Origin of the sequence: Actinoalloteichus hymeniacidonis, from assembly GCF_014203365.1 — a bacterium.
GTDB classification, from domain to species: Bacteria; Actinomycetota; Actinomycetes; order Mycobacteriales; family Pseudonocardiaceae; genus Actinoalloteichus_A; species Actinoalloteichus_A hymeniacidonis.
The window spans coordinates 5,771,058-5,789,638 of sequence record NZ_JACHIS010000001.1 but is presented as its reverse complement, the minus strand read 5'-3'; the positions used below and the strand labels follow the sequence as shown (position 1 = coordinate 5,789,638).

16 protein-coding genes are annotated in these 18,581 nt (G+C 67.7%); 15 read left to right on the top strand and 1 reads right to left on the bottom strand.

What is annotated here, in order from left to right:
* Positions 1–87: 87 nt before the first annotated feature.
* Positions 88–930, bottom strand: coding sequence for an inositol monophosphatase family protein (locus BKA25_RS24620; protein WP_069846291.1), 843 nt, complete (start codon positions 928–930; stop codon positions 88–90).
* A 260-nt stretch (positions 931–1,190) separates the two neighbouring features.
* Here BKA25_RS24620 and BKA25_RS24615 point away from each other — a divergent pair, with 260 nt between their 5' ends.
* The 15 genes from BKA25_RS24615 (at position 1,191) to BKA25_RS24545 (ending at position 18,542) form a co-directional block, all read left to right on the top strand.
* Positions 1,191–1,880: a demethylmenaquinone methyltransferase gene (locus BKA25_RS24615; protein ID WP_069846292.1), complete on the top strand. Its 690-nt coding sequence runs from the start codon at positions 1,191–1,193 to the stop codon at positions 1,878–1,880.
* 284 nt (positions 1,881–2,164) lie between these two features.
* Positions 2,165–3,490, top strand: coding sequence for a geranylgeranyl reductase family protein (locus tag BKA25_RS24610; RefSeq protein WP_069846294.1), 1,326 nt, complete (start codon positions 2,165–2,167; stop codon positions 3,488–3,490).
* Positions 3,491–3,639: 149 nt separating this feature from the next.
* Positions 3,640–4,005, top strand: a complete 366-nt coding sequence (locus BKA25_RS24605; protein ID WP_069846296.1) for an NADH-quinone oxidoreductase subunit A — start codon at positions 3,640–3,642, stop codon at positions 4,003–4,005.
* Positions 4,006–4,051: 46 nt separating this feature from the next.
* Complete coding sequence (locus tag BKA25_RS24600; protein ID WP_069846297.1) at positions 4,052–4,603, top strand: NuoB/complex I 20 kDa subunit family protein; 552 nt, start codon at positions 4,052–4,054, stop codon at positions 4,601–4,603.
* Positions 4,604–4,693: 90 nt separating this feature from the next.
* Positions 4,694–5,392, top strand: coding sequence for an NADH-quinone oxidoreductase subunit C (locus BKA25_RS24595; RefSeq protein WP_069853210.1), 699 nt, complete (start codon positions 4,694–4,696; stop codon positions 5,390–5,392).
* A complete protein-coding gene (locus BKA25_RS24590) occupies positions 5,389–6,816 on the top strand; it encodes an NADH-quinone oxidoreductase subunit D (RefSeq protein ID WP_069846299.1) in 1,428 nt (475 codons plus the stop codon). Before BKA25_RS24595 ends, BKA25_RS24590 begins: the two co-directional genes overlap by 4 nt.
* Positions 6,817–6,926: 110 nt before the next feature.
* A complete protein-coding gene (nuoE, locus tag BKA25_RS24585; protein WP_069853211.1) occupies positions 6,927–7,640 on the top strand; it encodes an NADH-quinone oxidoreductase subunit NuoE in 714 nt (237 codons plus the stop codon).
* A 79-nt stretch (positions 7,641–7,719) separates the two neighbouring features.
* Complete coding sequence (gene nuoF / locus BKA25_RS24580; RefSeq protein WP_069846300.1) at positions 7,720–9,045, top strand: NADH-quinone oxidoreductase subunit NuoF; 1,326 nt, start codon at positions 7,720–7,722, stop codon at positions 9,043–9,045.
* Positions 9,045–11,615, top strand: a complete 2,571-nt coding sequence (locus tag BKA25_RS24575) for an NADH-quinone oxidoreductase subunit G (protein WP_069846302.1) — start codon at positions 9,045–9,047, stop codon at positions 11,613–11,615. The genes nuoF and BKA25_RS24575 overlap by 1 nt, the downstream gene beginning before the upstream one ends.
* Positions 11,612–12,994: an NADH-quinone oxidoreductase subunit NuoH gene (nuoH, locus tag BKA25_RS24570; protein ID WP_069846303.1), complete on the top strand. Its 1,383-nt coding sequence runs from the start codon at positions 11,612–11,614 to the stop codon at positions 12,992–12,994. Before BKA25_RS24575 ends, nuoH begins: the two co-directional genes overlap by 4 nt.
* Entirely contained in the window at positions 12,981–13,547 is a 567-nt protein-coding gene (gene nuoI, locus BKA25_RS24565) for an NADH-quinone oxidoreductase subunit NuoI (RefSeq protein WP_069846305.1), read from the top strand. Before nuoH ends, nuoI begins: the two co-directional genes overlap by 14 nt.
* A gap of 20 nt (positions 13,548–13,567) precedes the next feature.
* Entirely contained in the window at positions 13,568–14,560 is a 993-nt protein-coding gene (locus BKA25_RS24560) for an NADH-quinone oxidoreductase subunit J (RefSeq protein WP_084643534.1), read from the top strand.
* The gene (gene nuoK, locus BKA25_RS24555) at positions 14,557–14,856 is read left to right on the top strand and encodes an NADH-quinone oxidoreductase subunit NuoK (protein ID WP_069846307.1); all 300 of its coding nucleotides are present in this window, start codon (positions 14,557–14,559) and stop codon (positions 14,854–14,856) included. The genes BKA25_RS24560 and nuoK overlap by 4 nt, the downstream gene beginning before the upstream one ends.
* Positions 14,857–14,923: 67 nt before the next feature.
* Positions 14,924–16,858, top strand: coding sequence for an NADH-quinone oxidoreductase subunit L (nuoL, locus tag BKA25_RS24550; protein ID WP_069853213.1), 1,935 nt, complete (start codon positions 14,924–14,926; stop codon positions 16,856–16,858).
* Positions 16,859–16,925: 67 nt separating this feature from the next.
* Positions 16,926–18,542 carry an NADH-quinone oxidoreductase subunit M gene (locus BKA25_RS24545; RefSeq protein ID WP_069853214.1) on the top strand — a complete coding sequence of 539 codons (1,617 nt, stop codon included), beginning with the start codon at positions 16,926–16,928 and terminating at the stop codon, positions 18,540–18,542.
* The last annotated feature ends 39 nt before the right edge of the window (positions 18,543–18,581 follow it).

Genomic DNA, 18,581 nt, shown 5'->3' with positions numbered 1-18,581 from the left:
GCATGATCGCCGTCGACATAAAAGAGATATCATATAAATATCATCGGCAGGGGCGGTTCTCGCGAACAGGGCTCGACTAGCGCACCGTCAGGAATGGGTGGCCTGCCACCAGCGGGTCACCTCCGAGGCGATCCCGGGGGAGGCCACCAAGAGGCCGTCGGAGGACGCGGCGTCGGCGGGTGATCGCAGTCGGGACACCGTCGCCCCGGCCTCCGCCGCCAGGGTCACCGCCCCCGCTACGTCGCGCTCCGGGCAGCCGTGCAACACCGCGGCGCTCGCATGTCCCAACGCCACCTGGGTGATGGCCAACGCGGAGCAGCCCAACACCCGGACGCCTGCATGGGCGGCGGCGGCGATGCCGATGAACTCCGCCATCCCCGGCCACATCCCGGTCCGGGTGAACTCGGTGCACACCACCGCGCCCGCCGAGGAACTCGCCTCGGCGAGCACCACCCCGATGCCGTTGGCGCGCATGCCTCGGCCTTGCGCGGCCGCGTAGATCTGCCCCCGGAACGGGTCGGCCACCACGCCGACCAATGGAACATCCCCATCGAGCATCGCCAGGCTGAACGCACACCACGGGACGCCCGCGACGAAGTTGGCGTTGCCGTCGACCGCGCTGACCACCCACCTCGGACCGGTGGGTTCGGCGGCCTCGACGGAACCGAACACCCGGGCGGTCTCCGCGCCGAACACCGGGATATCCGGGAAGTGCTCGGCCAGCACCCGGCGGGTGTGTCTCTCCAACGTGCGATGCGTGTCGGTCACCCAGTCGAACGGCGAATCACGCGCGGCAGGACGGGCACCACGACCCGCCTTGGCGATGATGACGTCGGCGGCGTCGCCCGCGAGGCGGCCCGCGATCTCCAGTGCTCGAGAGAGCGTTCCCGGGTCGATCGGCTGCCCGGAGACGGACGGCATGAGGGTCATGCCGCCTTATCGTGACGCCTTCCGGTGTCTCCGATGCGACCAGTAGATGACGTGCGCTGGATCACTGAGCCAAGACTTCGGATCATCGGTGTTCACGTCCCGGTGGTTCCGGGTATCGGAGATCGTTTCCGGACCGAGACCTCGGCCGGACGACACGTCCCGTATCGGGTGCCGGCGAGCCCGATCCGATCGGTCGGACCCGCGCCGAATCCCGGTGAGTACCCGGGCGATCCTCGCAGGCCGCCGCGTAGGCTGACCACGTGGTGAGGGCTGATCTGGACAAGGATCCTCGGGAAGTCGCCGACATGTTCGACGGGGTCGCGGAGGGTTACGACCGCACGAACACCGTGCTGACCGCCGGGCTGGATCGGTACTGGCGTCGAGCCGCCCTGCAGGCCCTGGCCGCCGTGCCGGGTGAACGGATTCTCGATCTCGCGGCGGGCACCGGCGTCTCGACGGTGGAGATCGGCCGCTCCGGAGCCTGGTGCGTCGCCGCCGATTTCTCCCTCGGCATGCTGCGGCGCGGCCGTGACCGAAACGTTCCGATGGTGGCCGCCGACGGTCTCGCCCTGCCCTTCGCCGATGCCTCCTTCGACGGGTTGACCATCATGTTCGCCCTGCGGAACATGGTCGACACCGAGGCCGCTCTCCGCGAGATGTTCCGTGTCGTGCGGCCGGGCGGACGCCTGGTGATCTGCGAGTTCTCCACCCCGCGACCGGCCCTGATCCGGGAGGCCTACTACGGCCTGGTGCTCAATGCGCTGCCTGCGGTGGCCAAGGTGGTGTCCTCGAATCCGGAGGCCTACGCGTACCTCACCGAGTCGATCCGCTCATGGCCGGATCAGGAGAACCTGGCGCGGCTGATCGGCAAGGCCGGCTGGGAGAGGGCCGCCTGGCGGGATCTCACTTTCGGTGCCGTGGCGCTGCATCGGGCTGTCCGGCCCGCCTGAGCCTCAAATGATCTTGGCCGGGGTGATCTACCCGGCCGAGTTGTGATCGGTTGATCGCCCTGCGTCGAGAAATCGGCTTCGACCGTTCTCGGTGCAACGTCGGATTCGTTCGTCTCGTCCACATTGCCCGGTCCATCCCGCGCGGTCCGTTCCCGCGGATCGGCGCTCGGCCGAATGTCGGTGCCCGGATGCGGCCGTCGGGGTACCGGTGGCGGGCTGAAACTCCGGTTAAGGCGTGACCTAGACTCGGCCCTGACTTAGTGAACTCGTTCACAAGGAGTGGTATGAGCGGGGGCGATGACGTGACCACGTCGGTGCCGGTCAGTCGGCGGCGAGACGGTGACGACGCCGAGGTCATCGTGGTTGGAGCAGGTCCGGCGGGTGCGACCATGGCCGCCTACCTGGCCAGGGCGGGCGTCGACGTGTTGATGCTCGAGAAGTCCACCTTCCCCAGGGAGAAGGTGTGCGGTGACGGACTGACCCCCCGGGGCGTCAAGCAGCTCATCGACCTCGGCATCGACACCAGGGAAGAAGCGGGCTGGCTGCACAACAAGGGCCTGCGGGTCCTCGGTGGCGGCGTCACGATGGAGCTGGACTGGCCGCAGCTGGCCACTTTCCCGCCCTACGGCGTCGTTCGGCCGCGCCAGGACTTCGACGACCTGCTCGCCAAGCACGCCGTCGGCTTCGGCGCACGGATGCAGCAGGACACCACCGTCACCGGCGCCATCGTCGAGGAGCGGACCGGCCGGGTGACCGGTGTCCGGGCCAAGACCGGTCCGGATCGGACCCCGGTCAGCTACCACGCGCCCCTGGTGATCGCCTGCGACGGAGTGTCCTCGCGATTGGCGCTGTCGGTGGGCATCGACAAGCGAGAGGGCCGCCCGATGGGTGTGGCCGTCCGCCGCTACTACGAGAGCCCCCGCACCAACGACGACTACCTGGAATCCCACCTGGAGCTGTGGGACCGGACCGATTCCGCCAATCCCAAGCTGCTGCCCGGCTACGGCTGGCTCTTCCCGGTCGGCGACGGCACGGTGAACGCCGGGCTGGGCATCCTCTCGACCTCCAAGGCCTACGGCAAGACCGACTACCGGGCGCTGATGAAGACCTGGCTGGCGGGCACGCCGGAGGAGTGGGGCTTCCGCGAGGAGAACGCCGTCGGCAAGATCCAGGGCGCGGCCCTGCCGATGGGCTTCAACCGCACCCCGCACTACCAGGCCGGTCTGCTGTTGGTCGGCGATGCCGGTGGGATGGTCAACCCGTTCAACGGCGAGGGGATCGCTTATGCGATGGAGTCGGCCAAGCTGGCCGCCGATTGCGTGATCCACGCCGCTGCCCGGCCCACCGCCGCCTCCAGGGAGCGCGCGCTCGCGCACTATCCGGTCGCGGTCAAGCAGGCCCTGGGCGGCTACTACCGGATGGGCAACATCTTCTCGAAGCTGATCGGGAACCCGCTGGTGATGCGCACCGCGACCAAGTACGGGATGCCGATCGAACCGCTGATGCGGCGGTTCGTGCTGAAGCTGCTCGCCGGTCTCTACGACCAGAAGGACGGGGACGCGATGGACCGGTTGATCACCGCCGCGACCCGGTTGGCCCCTAGCGCCTGATCGCCCAGGCCGGACGCGGTTCGGCCCGCGAACCACAGCCCGGACTTAGGGCTGCCTAACAAGAACAAGACCGAAACCCACCCCTTAGGGTTCCAGCGGATGGCGGCTCAGCCACCCTGGATGGCAAGGATGAAAGGACGGCGGACGACGTGTTGGAGTCTTACCTCCCGCTCGTGTTGCTGTTCGCGTTGGCAGCCGTATTCGCTCTGTTCTCAGTGACGGCGGCTCCCTATATCGGGCCCCGCCGCTACAACAGGGCGAAGCTCGACGCGTACGAATGCGGGATCGAACCCTCGCCTCAGCCGGTCGTCGGCGGTGGCCGAGTGCCGGTCAAGTTCTATCTGACCGGGATGCTGTTCATCCTGTTCGACGTCGAGGTCGTCTTCCTCTACCCCTACGCCGTGGCCCATGACGCACTGGGTGTGTTCGGACTGGTCGCGGTCGGAACCTTCCTGTTCGCCGTCACGATCGCCTTCGTTTACGAGTGGCGGCTCGGCGGCCTGGACTGGGACTAGGTCGTTCGACAAACAGACGGTCGTCGGGGAGGAACGCGAGAAGACCATGGGACTTGAAGAGAAACTGCCGAACGGCATCCTGCTGACCAGCGTGGAGAAGCTGGTCAACTGGACGAGGAAGACATCGATGTGGCCTGCCACCTTCGGGTTGGCCTGCTGCGCGATCGAGATGATGACCGCGGGCGGATCGCGCTACGACATCGCGCGCTTCGGCATGGAGCGCTTCAGTGCCACGCCGCGCCAGGCCGACCTGATGATCGTCGCGGGCCGCGTCACCAACAAGATGGCCCCGGTGCTCCGGCAGATCTACGACCAGATGCCGGAACCGCGTTGGGTGCTGGCGATGGGCGTCTGCGCCTCCACCGGTGGCATGTTCAACAACTACGCGGTGGTACAGGGCGTCGACCACGTCGTGCCGGTCGACATGTACCTGCCCGGTTGCCCGCCCAGGCCCGAGATGCTGCTGGACTCGATCCTCAAGCTGCACGCCAAGGTGATGGACGAGCCGCTCGGCCCGAAGCGCGCCGCCGCGCTCGCCGAAGCAGGCCACCGCACCGAGTTGGTGCCCTCCTCGGTTCGTTACGCGAAGAAGAAGTGAGCGGGTGAGGCACTCGTGAGTGACGAGATCGATAAGAAGCTGCCGGATCGCGGCCCTCTCGCGGGCGACGGTTCGACCAGCTCCGCGGACCTGACGTCCAAGGACGAGGCCGAGCACGAGGCCCGGGGCGGCGTCGTCGCAGGACGCGCCCGACAGGGCATGTTCGGCGTCCGGGGCAGCGGTGACACCACCGGTTACGGCGGCCTTCGGCTGCCCGCCTACAGCCCGCCCGCCGCGCAGCGGCCGTTCGGCGGCTGGTTCGACGAGATGACCGACGAGCTGTTGGCGGCCTACGCCGAACGCGGCATCCCCGCCGATGCGATCCAACAGATCACCATCGACCGAGGCGAGATCACCTTCTACCTCCGTCGTGAGCACCTGCTGGAGACCTGCCGGACCCTGCGGGACGACCCGGCGCTGCGCTTCGAGCTGTGCAGCTCGGTATCCGGTGTGGACTACGGCGTGGATGTGCCGCAGCGCCTGCACTCGGTCTACCACCTGACCTCGATGACCTACCGGCGGCGCATTCGCCTGGAGGTCGCGGTCGACGTCGAGGACGCCCACATCCCCAGCGTCGTGGAGGTCTACCCCACGGCGGACTGGCAGGAGCGCGAGGCGTGGGACATGTTCGGCATCGTCTACGACGGACACCCGGCGTTGACCCGGATCCTGATGCCCGATGACTGGGACGGCCACCCGCAGCGCAAGGACTACCCGCTCGGCGGAATCCCGGTGGAGTACAAGGGCGCGGAGATTCCGCCGCCGGACCAGCGGAGGTCCTACTCATGAGTAGAAGCGACAACGCGAACCCGACGGCGGAGGCAGGCGAGACCATCGCCGACGTCACCACGGGAACCGACACCAGCCCGTCGGGAGCGAGCGGTTCGACGACCGCCGACCCGTACGAGGCCACCGCTCGGGACACCACCGAGGGCAAGGTCTACAACGTCAGCGGCGGGGACTGGGACGAGATCCAGACCTCGGCCGACAAAGACGAGCGCATCGTCATCAACATGGGTCCGCAGCACCCGTCCACGCACGGCGTGCTGCGACTGGTGCTCGAACTCGAAGGTGAGACGGTCACCCAGTCCCGAGTGGTCGTCGGCTACCTGCACACCGGTATCGAGAAGAACATCGAGTACCGGACGTGGACGCAGGGCGTGACCTTCGTGACGCGGATGGACTACCTCGCGCCGCTGCACACCGAGACCGCCTACTGCCTCGGTGTCGAGAAACTGCTCGGCATCACCGCCCCGCGTCGCGCCGACATCGTCCGGGTCCTCCTGATGGAGTTGAACCGGATGAGCTCGCACCTGGTCTACCTGGCCACCGGCGGCATGGAGCTCGGCTCCACCACCGGCATGGTGTTCGGCTTCCGGGAGCGGGAGGAAGTCCTGCACCTGCTGGAGTTCCTGACCGGTCTGCGGATGAACCACGCGTTCATCCGGCCGGGCGGGCTCGCACAGGACCTGCCCAAGGGCTACGAGCAGAAGATCCGCGAGTTCCTGACGCTGATGACCAAGCGGATGAAGGACTACGACTCGCTGTTCACCGGCCAGCCGATCTGGCGGCGCAGGCTCGGCGACGTCGGCTACCTCCCGTTGGACGGCTGCCTGCAACTCGGCATCACCGGCCCGATCCTGCGCTCCGCCGGGCTGGGCTGGGACCTGCGCAAGACGCAGCCCTACTGCGGGTACGAGGAATACGACTTCGACGTCCCCACGCTCAACGACGGTGACGCCTTCGCCCGGTATCTCCTGCGGATCGAGGAGATCCAGCAGTCGATGCGCATCATCGAGCAGACGCTGCCCAAGCTGCGTGAGACCGAGGGTGACCCGGTCATGGTCGCCGACGGCAAGGTCGCCTGGCCTGCGAAGCTCACCATCGGACCGGACGGTCTCGGTAACTCGCTTGAGCACGTCCGCAAGATCATGGGCCAGTCGATGGAGTCGTTGATCCATCACTTCAAGCTGGTGACCGAGGGCTTCGACGTGCCTGCGGGCCAGGTCTACGTTCCGGTCGAGTCGCCGCGCGGCGAGCTGGGCGTCCACCTGGTCTCCGACGGTGGAACCCGGCCGATGCGGGCGCACGTCCGGGAACCCAGTTTTGTGAACCTGCAGTCATTCCCGGCGATGTCCGAAGGCGGCTTGATCGCGGACGCCATCGTGTCGGTGGCTTCGATCGACCCGGTGATGGGTGGTGTGGACCGGTGACGAGTCATTCCGAACAACCAGCCGCAGAGGGTGCAACCGCCTCGGCGGACCCGAACGCGGCAGCGGTGAACGCCGACGCGGTGGCCTCGACGCCATCGACGAGCGCGCCGATCGCCAAGCCCGATGCCTCGGTGTTCGACGGGATCCGGGAGAAGGCCGCGCAGGTCGTCGCCCGCTACCCGCAGTCCCGTTCGGCGTTGCTGCCCTTGCTGCACCTGGTGCAGTCCGTCGAGGGTTGCGTCACCCAGGGCGGGATCGCCTTCTGCGCTGAGCAACTCGAACTGAGCACCGCCGAGGTCAGCGCGGTGGCGACCTTCTACACGATGTACAAGCGTCGTCCCTGCGGTGAGCACCTGGTCAGCGTGTGCACCAACGCGTTGTGCGCCACCTTGGGCGGCGACGACATCTACGCGCGGCTCAAGGAGCGGCTGGGTGTCGGCCACGAGGAGACCTCGGGCGAGCCGGGTGCCCCCGGCTCGATCACCCTGGAGCACGCCGAGTGTCTGGCGGCCTGCGACCTCGGCCCGGTACTCCAGGTGAACTACGAGTACTTCGACAACCAGACGCCGGAGTCGGCGACGGAACTCGTCGAAGCACTGCAGCGTGGCGAGCGTCCCGCTCCGACCAGGGGCGCGCCGCTCACCGATTTCAAGCAGGCGGAACTTCAGCTCGCCGGATTCTTCGACGGGCGCGATGGCGATCTCGCGGGCCCGTCGGCGGCCCCGGAGACCGTGCGCGGCGCCCGGCTGGCTGCCGAGCGGAGTTGGACCGCCCCGCCGATGCCAGAGGACGTGGATCTTCCTCCGGTTCCGGAGAAGAAGTGATGCGCGCTTCGAGACCCTCGGGACTCCGAGTACCGCGAGGCAACAGGCGCCGGGTGGGCAAGCAGGGAGTAGAACGGCGATGAGTGAACCGAACTCGAACGGGGTGGCACCGCTCACCCCGGTGCTGACCCGTCGGTGGCTGTCCCCGGAATCGTGGGGACTGCGTACCTACGAGCAGTTGGAGGGCTACTCGGCGCTGCGCAAGGCGCTGGCCGCGAACCCCGATCAGCTCATCACCCTGGTCAAGGATTCCGGGCTGCGTGGTCGTGGCGGCGCGGGCTTCCCCACCGGTATGAAGTGGGGATTCATTCCGCAGGGCGACGGCAAGCCGCACTACCTGGTGATCAACGCCGACGAGGGGGAACCAGGTACCTGCAAGGACATCCCGCTGATGATGGCGGACCCGCACTCGTTGGTCGAGGGCATCATCATCACCTCCTTCGCGATCCGGGCGAACTTCGCCGCGATCTACGTCCGTGGCGAGGCACTGCACTGCATCCGCAGGCTCAACGCGGCGGTGCAGGAGGCCTATCGCGCGGGATACCTGGGCAAGAACATCCTCGGTTCCGGCTTCGACCTCGACGTGGTGGTGCACGCAGGCGCGGGCGCCTACATCTGCGGTGAGGAGACGGCGCTGCTGGACTCGCTGGAGGGCAAGCGCGGTCAGCCTCGGTTGAAGCCGCCGTTCCCAGCGACCGCAGGCCTCTACTCCTCGCCCACTGTGGTGAACAACGTCGAGACGATCGCCAGTGTTCCCTACATCGTCAACGGCGGGTCGGACTGGTTCCGGCGGATGGGCCGCGAGCGTTCGCCCGGTCCGAAGATCTACTCGCTGTCCGGCCACGTCGAGCGGCCCGGTCAGTACGAGGCGCCGATGGGCACCACCCTTCGGGAGCTGCTGGAGCTCGCCGGGGGCATGAAGGACGGCATCCCGCTGAAGTTCTGGACTCCGGGTGGCTCGTCCACCCCGCTGTTCACCGCAGAACACCTCGACGTCCCGCTGGACTTCGAGGGCGCGTCCGAAGCGGGCTCGATGCTGGGCACCACCGCGCTGCAGATCTTCAACGAGACGGTCTCGGTTCCGTGGGCCGTCATGAAGTGGACCGAGTTCTACAAGCACGAGTCCTGCGGCAAGTGCACCCCCTGCCGGGAAGGCACCTACTGGTTGGTGCAGATCCTGCAGCGGATGGTCCGAGGCGAAGGCCTGGAGTCCGACATCGAGACGTTGCTCGACGTCTGCGACAACATCCTCGGCCGTTCGTTCTGCGCGCTGGGCGACGGCGCGGTGAGCCCCATCACCAGCGCGATCAAGTACTTCAAGCAGGAGTTCCTGGACCTCTGCGAGAAGAACAGGAATGGCACCGCGGCCGACCCCGCGAGTCCCGCTCTGGCAGGAGCCCGCTGATGACCTCTGTTGAGAAGAAGACCGACACGGCGCCGGTGCCGGAAGGGCATGTCCGGCTCACCATCGACGGCATCGAGGTCGACGCGCCCAAGGGCGAGCTGCTGATCCGTACCGCCGAGCGCCTGGGCATCGTGGTTCCCCGGTTCTGCGACCATCCGCTGCTCGACCCCGCAGGCGCCTGTCGTCAGTGCCTGGTCGACGTCGAGATGGGTGGGCGCAAGATGCCCAAGCCGCAGGCGTCCTGCACGATGACGGTCGCCGACGGCATGGTCGTCAACACCCAGCGCACCTCCCCGGTGGCGGACAAGGCACAGCAGGGTGTGATGGAGCTGCTGCTCATCAACCACCCGCTGGACTGCCCGATCTGCGACAAGGGCGGCGAGTGCCCGCTGCAGAACCAGGCGCTCAAGCACGGGCGGACCGACTCCCGGTTCCACGAGCACAAGCGGACCTTCGCCAAGCCGCTGGCGGTCTCCAGCCAGGTGCTTCTCGACCGCGAGCGCTGCGTGCTCTGCCAGCGGTGCACCCGGTTCTCCAAGGAGATCGCGGGAGACAACTTCCTCGACCTGCTCGAACGCGGTGCGCAGCAGCAGATCGGCACCGCCTCCACGGCGGTCACCGAGGGCGGTATCACCTCGAGCATCGGCCTGGACCTGCTGGAGGGTGGCGAGTCGTCTGCCGTCGCAGGCGGCGACCAGAGCTACTTCTCCGGTAACACCATCCAGATCTGCCCGGTGGGCGCGCTGACCAGCGCCGCCTACCGGTTCCGCGCGCGTCCCTTCGACCTGGTGTCCACCCCGGGCGTCTGTGAGCACTGCTCCTCCGGTTGCGCCGAGCGCAGCGACTGGCGGCGGGGCAAGGTCACCAGAAAGCTCGCGGGCGACGATCCCGAGGTCAACGAGGAATGGCTGTGCGACAAGGGCCGTTTCGCGTTCCGCTACACGACGGCTCCCAACCGGTTGCGCCGCCCGCAGGTGCGCGACGCCGAGACCGGCGAGCTGCGTGACGCCTCCTGGACCGAGGCGCTACGCGTCGCGGCCGACGGCCTGGCGGCGGCCAGGGACGGCAAGGGCGCCGCAGTGCTCACCGGTGGCAGGCTCACCGTCGAGGACGCCTACGCCTACAGCAAGTTCGCCCGGATCGCCCTGGGCACCAACGACATCGACTTCCGAGCCCGGCCGCACTCGGCGGAGGAACTGGAGTTCCTCGGCTCGCGAGTCGTCGGCACCTCGCCGGAGTCGGGCGGCGTCACCTTCGCCGCGCTGGAAGCGGCACCGAGCGTGCTCTGTGTGGCCTTCGAACCGGAGGACGAGGCTCCCATCGTCTTCCTCCGGCTGCGCAAGGCCGCCAGGAAGAAGGGCACCAAGGTCTTCCACCTCGGACAGTGGACCTCGCCCGGCGTGCGCAAGACCACGAAGCGGGTCAACCCGGGTCTGCCGGACCCGGGCGGTGCGTTGCTCGCCTGCGTTCCCGGTGGCGAGGCTGCGGCGCTGGACGCCCTGTCCACCCACGGCAAGGACGTCGAGGAGGCGCTGAGCGCGTCGAACGCGGTCATCCTGGTCGGCGAGCGCGCTGCGGAGGTCCCCGGACTGTTCTCGGCCGTGCACCGGCTCGCGGAGCGCACCGGTGCCAAGGCGGCGTGGATCCCGCGTCGGGCCGGTGAGCGGGGCGCCCTGGAGGCAGGCGCCGTCCCGACGCTGCTGCCCGGCGGTAGGCCGGTCACCGACGAGGCGGCCCGCAACGAGGTCGAATCGGCCTGGGGTCTGCAGGCGGGCACCCTGCCCGCGACGCCGGGACGGGACACCTCGGGTGTGCTGGCCGCGGCTGCGGCGGGCGAGTTGGACGCGCTGGTGGTCGGCGGAGTCGACCCGGGCGACCTGCCCGACCCGGAGCTCGCCGAGCGAGCCCTGGACAAGGTCGGCTTCCTGGTCAGCCTGGAACTGCGGTCCAGCGCGGTCACCGAGCGCGCCGACGTGGTGCTGCCGATCGCCCCCTCGGTCGAGAAGGCAGGCAGCTACCTGAACTGGGAGGGCAGGCACCGCCCATTCGTCACGACGATCGACGGCACCGGCGTCCTGCCCGACTGCCGGGTGCTCGACACGCTGGCCGTGGAGATGGACGTCGACCTGTTCACCCAGACCGCTGCTGCCTCGGCGGGCGACCTGGCCCGGCTCGGCGGCTACGACGGCACGCGGATTCCCGCGCCGACCGTGGCACCGCCGACCCGACGCGCACCGACCTCGGAGCAGCTGCACCTCGCGACCTGGCGGCAGATGTTGGACAACGGCTCCCTCCAGGAGGAGGAGCCGAGTCTGGCGGGCACCGCGCGGACACCGGTCGCCCGGCTCTCGCCGGTGACCAGCGCCCGCCTCGGGCTCGCCGAGGGCGATCTGCTCACGGTGCGCACCGATCGTGGTTCGGTGGCGTTGCCGCTGAGCCCGGCTGACCTGCCCGATGACGTGGTCTGGCTGCCCGGCAACTCCGGTGACTCGACGGTGCGACGCAGTCTCGCCGCCGGGCACGGTTCGCTGGTCTACCTCGACGGGGTCCAGAACGGAGGAGACCGATGAACCCCGCAGCCGAGTTGCTGGCCGATGACCCGATCTGGTTGATCCTGATCAAGGTCGTCGCGATCTTCGCCATCCCGGTCGTCATCACGATTCTGATGATCTGGGCCGAGCGTCGGATCATCGGCCGCATGCAGCAGCGCCCCGGCCCCAATCGGGCCGGACCGTTCGGCATTCTTCAGTCACTCGCCGACGCCTTGAAGCTCGCGTTCAAGGAGGACATCCGCCCGGCGATGGCCGACAAGTGGGTGTACTTCCTCGCCCCGATCCTGTCGGCGATCCCCGCGCTGCTCGCCCTTGGCGTCATCCCGCTCGGCGGTGAGGTGACGATCTTCGGTGAGCGCACGGTGCTACAGCTCGCCGAGGTTCCGGCAGGCGTGCTCGTGGTGCTGGCCTGCGCCTCGATCGGTGTGTACGGCATCCTGCTGGCCGGTTGGTCCTCCGGTTCGCCCTACCCGCTGCTCGGTGCGCTGCGTTCCGCAGCACAGGTGATCTCCTACGAGATCGCGATGGGCCTGGCGATCGCCAGCGTGGTGTTCTTCGCCGGATCGCTGTCGACCTCCGAGATCGTCTCCGCGCAGATGGATCAGGGTTGGTTCATCTTCCTGCTGCCGGTCAGCTTCGTGATCTACATCATCTCGATGATCGGTGAGACCAACCGCGCGCCCTTCGACCTCCCCGAGGCCGAATCGGAGCTGGTCGGTGGTTTCCACACCGAGTACTCCTCGCTGAAGTTCGCGATGTTCTTCCTCGCCGAGTACGTCAACATGGTCACCGTCTCGGCGTTGGCCACCACGATGTTCCTCGGTGGTTGGGCGGCTCCCTGGCCGCTGTCCCAGATCGGTGACGGCGTCCTCAACACCGGCTGGTGGCCGCTGTTGTGGTTCGCGCTGAAGCTCGCGGCCTGTCTGTTCCTGTTCATCTGGGTTCGGGCCGCACTGCCTCGGTTCCGCTACGACCAGTTCATGCACCTGGGCTGGAAGATTCTGGTTCCGGTCGCGCTGGGCTGGTTCGTGCTGGTGGCGGCCATCCGGGTGCTGCGCACCTCGGAGGGCGTCAGCTCCGTGCACATCATGATCGCCCTCGGCGTGCTGCTCATCATCGTGGTGGCGGCCAGCTTCCTGATCCCGGACCGGGCGGTGCCGCCGCCGGAGGGCCCGCCGGTGTCCGGCGGTGGCTATCCGCTGCCGCCGCTGGACCTCAAGGTGCCCGAGACCCCGAAGCGACGCAGCCTGACCGCGAAGGGCGGCCGGGAACCGGCGGCCGTGTCCGGTCGGCGGGGCAAGTCCGGCGATTCTGCGCGCACCGAAGGCAACGCGGACGGTGCCACCCGCTCCGCACCGGCCAGCTCCCCGAAGGAGGGCGGCGATGGGACTGTTTGATCCCCTCAAGGGCTTCGGTGTCACCTTCTCGACGATGTTCAAGAAGGTGGCCACGGAGGAGTACCCCGAGGTCAAGAAGATTCCGGCGGAGCGTTTCCACGGCCGCCACCAGCTCAACCGGCACCCCGACGGCTTGGAGAAGTGCGTCGGTTGCGAACTGTGCGCCTGGGCGTGTCCCGCCGACGCGATCTTCGTCGAGGGTGGGGACAACACCGAGGAGGCCCGCTTCTCGCCGGGTGAGCGCTATGGCGCCGACTACCAGATCAACTACCTGCGCTGCATCGGCTGCGGGTTGTGCGTCGAGGCCTGCCCGACCCGGTCGCTCACGATGACGACCGAGTACGAGTTGGCCAACGACAACCGACAGGACCTCATCTTCACCAAGGAGGACCTGCTCGCTCCGCTGCTCGAAGGCATGGAGCAGCCCCCGCACCCGATGCGGCTCGGCAAGGACGAGCAGGACTACTACGTCAACGGACCGGAGCTCGCCAGGAAGGCGGGCGTTCCCACGGGCGCGACGGTGGAGACCGGTTCCGAGGAGGCACGCCGGTGAGTATCGACGTCCTCACCACCTTGCGGTCCTCGGTGCTCGCCGCCGTTCCGGCGCCGCAGCCCGGCTCGGAGCCCGTCGCCGATGTGATCGGTACGGGCGAGGCCATCGCGTTCTGGATCCTGGGTCCGGCCGCGCTGCTCGGCGCCCTCGGCATGATCTTCGCGCGCAACGCCGTGCACTCGGCGTTGTGGCTGGTCATGACGATGCTGTCGCTCGGTGTGATGTACATGGTCCAGCAGGCGCCGTTCCTGGGCATCGTGCAGATCATCGTCTACACCGGCGCGATCATGATGCTGTTCCTGTTCGTGCTGATGCTGGTCGGCCGAGATAGTGCCGACTCGGTGGTCGAAGTGTTGCGCGGCCAACGCCTGTTGGCGGCGCTCTTCGGAATCGGCTTCGGCATCCTGGCCGTCGGCGCGCTGGTTCGCTCGCTCGACGCGGTGGACTCGGTCGGTCTCGACCAGGTGAACGGCGCGCCGGGCGGAAACGTGGGCGCGATCGGCGAGTCGCTGTTCACCGACTACCTGTGGCCGTTCGAGCTGACCGGCGCGCTGCTGGTCGTGGCCACCGTCGGCGCGCTGGTCTTCGTGCTGGTCGACAAGCGCGACAAGGTGAAGCTCACCCAGCGGGAGCGGGTCGAGGCCCGGTTCCGGGGCGAGCTCTCGCGTCCGTCGCCGCTGCCCGGCCCCGGTGTCTTCGCCACCGCCAACTCCGTTGCGACGCCCGCGTTGCTGCCGGACGGCTCGGTGGCCCCGGAATCGCTGTCCGATCTGATCGAGTCGACCGCGCTCGAGCGGCTCGACGCGGAGACCGCAAGCGTCTCGGGTAGCGTTCCCGGGCCGGGCGCCCGGGAGTTGACCGGCGACGACGGTTCGGTTGCGGCGCAAGAGGATTCGGACGCGACAACCACGTCCGAGAAGGCATCCGATGCCGACTCGGTTGAGAGCAAGCGCTCGGCGGCTTCGGATGCCGCCGAGGCGACCGACACCAGTAGTGAGGAGGGTAGGGCGTGACACCGACCTACTACCTGCTGCTCTCGGCGCTGTTGTTCACCATCGGCGCGGTGGGCGTGCTGGTGCGACGCAACGCCATCGTGGTCTTCATGTGCGTCGAGCTGATGCTCAACGCCGTGAACCTGACGTTGGTGACCTTCGCCAGGATCAACGGAACATTGGACGGCCAGATCATGGCCTTCTTCGTCATGGTCGTCGCGGCGGCCGAGGTGGTGGTCGGCTTGGCCATCATCATGTCGATCTTCAAGACGCGTCGTTCGGCTTCGGTCGACGATGCCAACCTGTTGAAGTACTGAGGGGTCGAGCGTGGAGACGTTCCTGGCCGCCCAAGGCTCGCTCGCCGAACCGAGCATCGCCGAGGGCGTGGCTCAATACGCGTGGCTGCTGATTGCGTTGCCGTTGATCGGTGCGGTGGTGCTGCTGATCGGTGGGAAGCGCACCAACGCCTGGGGTCACCTGCTCGGCACTGCCACGGTGATCGCCGCCTTCGCCTACGGGCTCGCGGTGTTTCTTTCGATGGCAGGTCGGTCCGGCTCCGAGCGGGTTCAGGAGCTGCACATCTATGACTGGATCCCCGCAGGTGCGCTCAACGTCGAGTTCGGGCTGCGCATCGATCCGCTGTCGATGGTGTTCGTACTGCTGATCACCGGTGTCGGATCCCTGATCCACATCTACTCGATCGGCTACATGAGCCATGACAGCGATGGTCTGACCGGCAAGTCCAACAGTGAGCGACGGCGATTCTTCGCCTACCTCAACCTGTTCGTCGCCGCGATGCTGATCCTGGTTCTCGGCAACAGCTTCGTGACGCTGTACCTGGGTTGGGAGGGCGTCGGTCTCGCCTCCTACCTGCTGATCTCCTTCTGGCAGCGCAGGCCCGCAGCGGCCAGCGCGGCCAAGAAGGCCTTCCTGATGAACCGGGTCGGCGACGTCGGTCTCGCGGTTGCCATCTTCCTGATGTTCCGCGAGCTGGGCACCACCCAGTACACCGAGGTCTTCGCCAGGGCGGGCGAGCTGTCGCCCGGCGTGCTGCTGGCCATCGCGCTGCTGTTGCTGCTCGGTGCCTGCGGTAAGTCCGGTCAGTTCCCGCTGCAGGCCTGGTTGCCCGACGCGATGGAGGGCCCGACCCCGGTCTCGGCCCTCATCCACGCGGCGACCATGGTCACCGCGGGCGTCTACCTGATCGCGCGGTCCAACCCGATCTACACGCTGACCGAGGACGGCAGGCTGATCGTCACCATCATCGGTGCGCTGACGCTGCTGATCGGTTGCATCATCGGTTGTGCCTACGACGACATCAAGAAGGTCCTCGCCTACTCGACGGTCAGCCAGATCGGCTACATGATCCTGGCGGTCGGCCTCGGCCCGGCGGGTTACGCACTGGGTATCTTCCACCTGCTGACCCACGGCTTCTTCAAGGCCGGACTGTTCCTGGGTGCGGGCTCGGTCATGCACGGCATGAACGACGAGGTCGACATGCGGAAGTACGGCAACCTCCGCAAGTACATGCCGGTCACCTTCATCACCTTCGCGCTCGGCTACCTGGCGTTGATCGGTTTCCCGTTCTTCTCCGGGTACTACTCGAAGGACGCCATCGTGGCCGCCGCCTTCGCCGAGCCGGGTTGGCGCGGCTGGGTCTTCGGCGGTGCCGCCGCTCTGGGTGCCGCGTTGACGGCCTTCTACATGACGCGTCTGATGATCATGACCTTCTTCGGTCCGGAACGGTGGAAGGACCAGAAGTCCGCCGACGGTCGCGACTTCCACCCGCACGAGTCCCCGGTGTCGATGACGGCCCCGATGATCGTGCTCGCGGTGGGCTCGGTGGCCGGTGGCTTCCTGCTCCAGTCCGGCGACTGGCTGGTCAACTGGTTGCAGCCCTCGCTGGGCAGCCTGGTGGAACACCACGGCGTCCTGCCGCACTCGGTGATCCCCTTCATCGTGGTGGGACTCTCCGCGCTCGGTGTGCTCGCGGCCTGGCTGCTCTTCGGAGTGCGCCGGGTGCCCGCCCAGCGACCCACCAGGGTCTCGCTGCCGGTGCGCGCCGCCCGCGCCGATCTCTACGGGAACGTGCTGAACGAGGCGCTGTTCGCCCGGCCGGGCACGTGGCTGACCCGGGCCCTGGTCTACGTCGACAACAAGGGCGTCGACGGGGTCGTGAACGGCACCGCCGCGCTGCTCGGCGGTTCCTCCGGGCGGCTCCGCCGGACTCAGACCGGTTTCGTCCGCTCCTATGCGTTGAGCATGTTGGGAGGCTCGGTCCTCGTGATCGCGGCTCTGTTGATAGTGAGGTTCTCGTGACCACGGGGTCGAAGGACGTCGGTAACACGCTGACCGTGAGCATGAGGGAGGAAAGGTGAGCGGTTCCATGGTGCTTTTGGCGCTGCTGATCCTGCCGCTCGTCGGCGCGCTGGTCGTCGCCTTCCTGCGAGGGAACGAGCGAACCGCGAAGATCGCCGCACTGGGCTTCTCCCTGGGAGAACTGGTGCTGGCCGTCCTGGCTTGGACGGCGTTCGACCCGAGCGGGCCGAGGATGCAGCTGACCAGCTCGGTCGACTGGATTCCCGCGTTCGGCGTGCACTTCTCGCTCGGGGTCGACGGCATCGCGCTGGTGATGATCGCCCTGATCGCGATCCTGGTGCCGATCGTGCTCGGCGCCTCCTGGGAGGAACGGCTTCCCGAGGGACGCACCAAGGCGGGCTACTTCGCCCTGCTGCTGGTGATGCAGTCGCTGATGGTGGGCGTCTTCGCCGCCACCGACGTGCTGCTGTTCTACGTCTTCTTCGAGGCCGTTCTGGTGCCGATGTACTTCATCATCGGCCGCTTCGGTGGGCCGCGTCGGCAGTACGCCGCCGTCAAGTTCTTCCTGTACTCCCTGCTCGGCGGGCTGATCATGCTCGCATCCGTGATCGGCGTCTACGTCGTCAGCGCGGACGAGCTGGGCCAGGGCACCTTCGACTGGGCGACGCTGCAGGCAACGATCTCCGATGCTCCGTTGAGCACCCAGATCTGGCTGTTCCTCGGCTTCTTCATCGCCTTCGCGATCAAGGCGCCGTTGGTACCGCTGCACACCTGGCTGCCGGACGCCGGTGCCGAGGCGCCGGTCGGAGCAGGCGTTCTGCTGGTCGGTGTTCTCGACAAGATCGGTACGTTCGGCTTCCTGCGGTACTGCCTCCCGCTGTTCCCGCTCGCCAGCGTGGAACTGGCGCCGGTGATCCTGGTGCTGGCGGTCGCCGGAGTGCTCTACGGCTCGCTGCTCGCGGTCGGCCAGAGCGACATGAAGCGGTTCGTCGCCTACACATCGGTGGCCCACTTCGGCTTCATCGCGCTGGGCATCTTCGCGTTCAGCAGCCAGGCGCAGAGCGGCGCGGTGCTCTACATGGTCAACCACGGCATCTCCACGGGAATGCTGTTCCTCGTGGTGGGCATGGTGATCGCCAGGGGCGGATCGCGGCTCATCCAGGACTACGGCGGCATGTCGCGGGTCACCCCGGTGTTGGCCGGTCTGTTCCTGGTGGCCGGACTGTCCTCGTTGGCTCTGCCGGGCACGAACTCCTTCGTCAGCGAGTTCCTCGTGCTGATCGGATCGTTCCCGCGTGAGCCCGTCTACACGGTGCTCGCCGCGATCGGCATGATCCTGGCGGCCCTCTACGTGCTCTGGGTCTACCAGCGCATCATGCAGGGGCCGTTGCGGGGCGACGCGTTGACCGGGCTCGCAGGCGGGCCCGGCGCGGCGGTCGACCCCACGTCGGAGTCGCTGCTGACGAAGATCAAGAGCAAGGTGCCCGATCTCAGCGCGCGTGAGGTCGGCGTGCTGGCACCCCTGGTGGTGTTGATCGTGGTGCTCGGGTTCTACCCGGCTCCGGTGCTCGAGGTGATCACTCCCTCGGTCGAGGCGACGATGACCGAGGTCGGCCTCAGCGATCCCGTGACCGGAACGGATTCCGGGGTCGGACCTGAGGCAACCGGTCAGGAAGGCGACTGAGGTGTTGACAAGCGTGTCCGTTCTCGCGCAGAGCGAGAG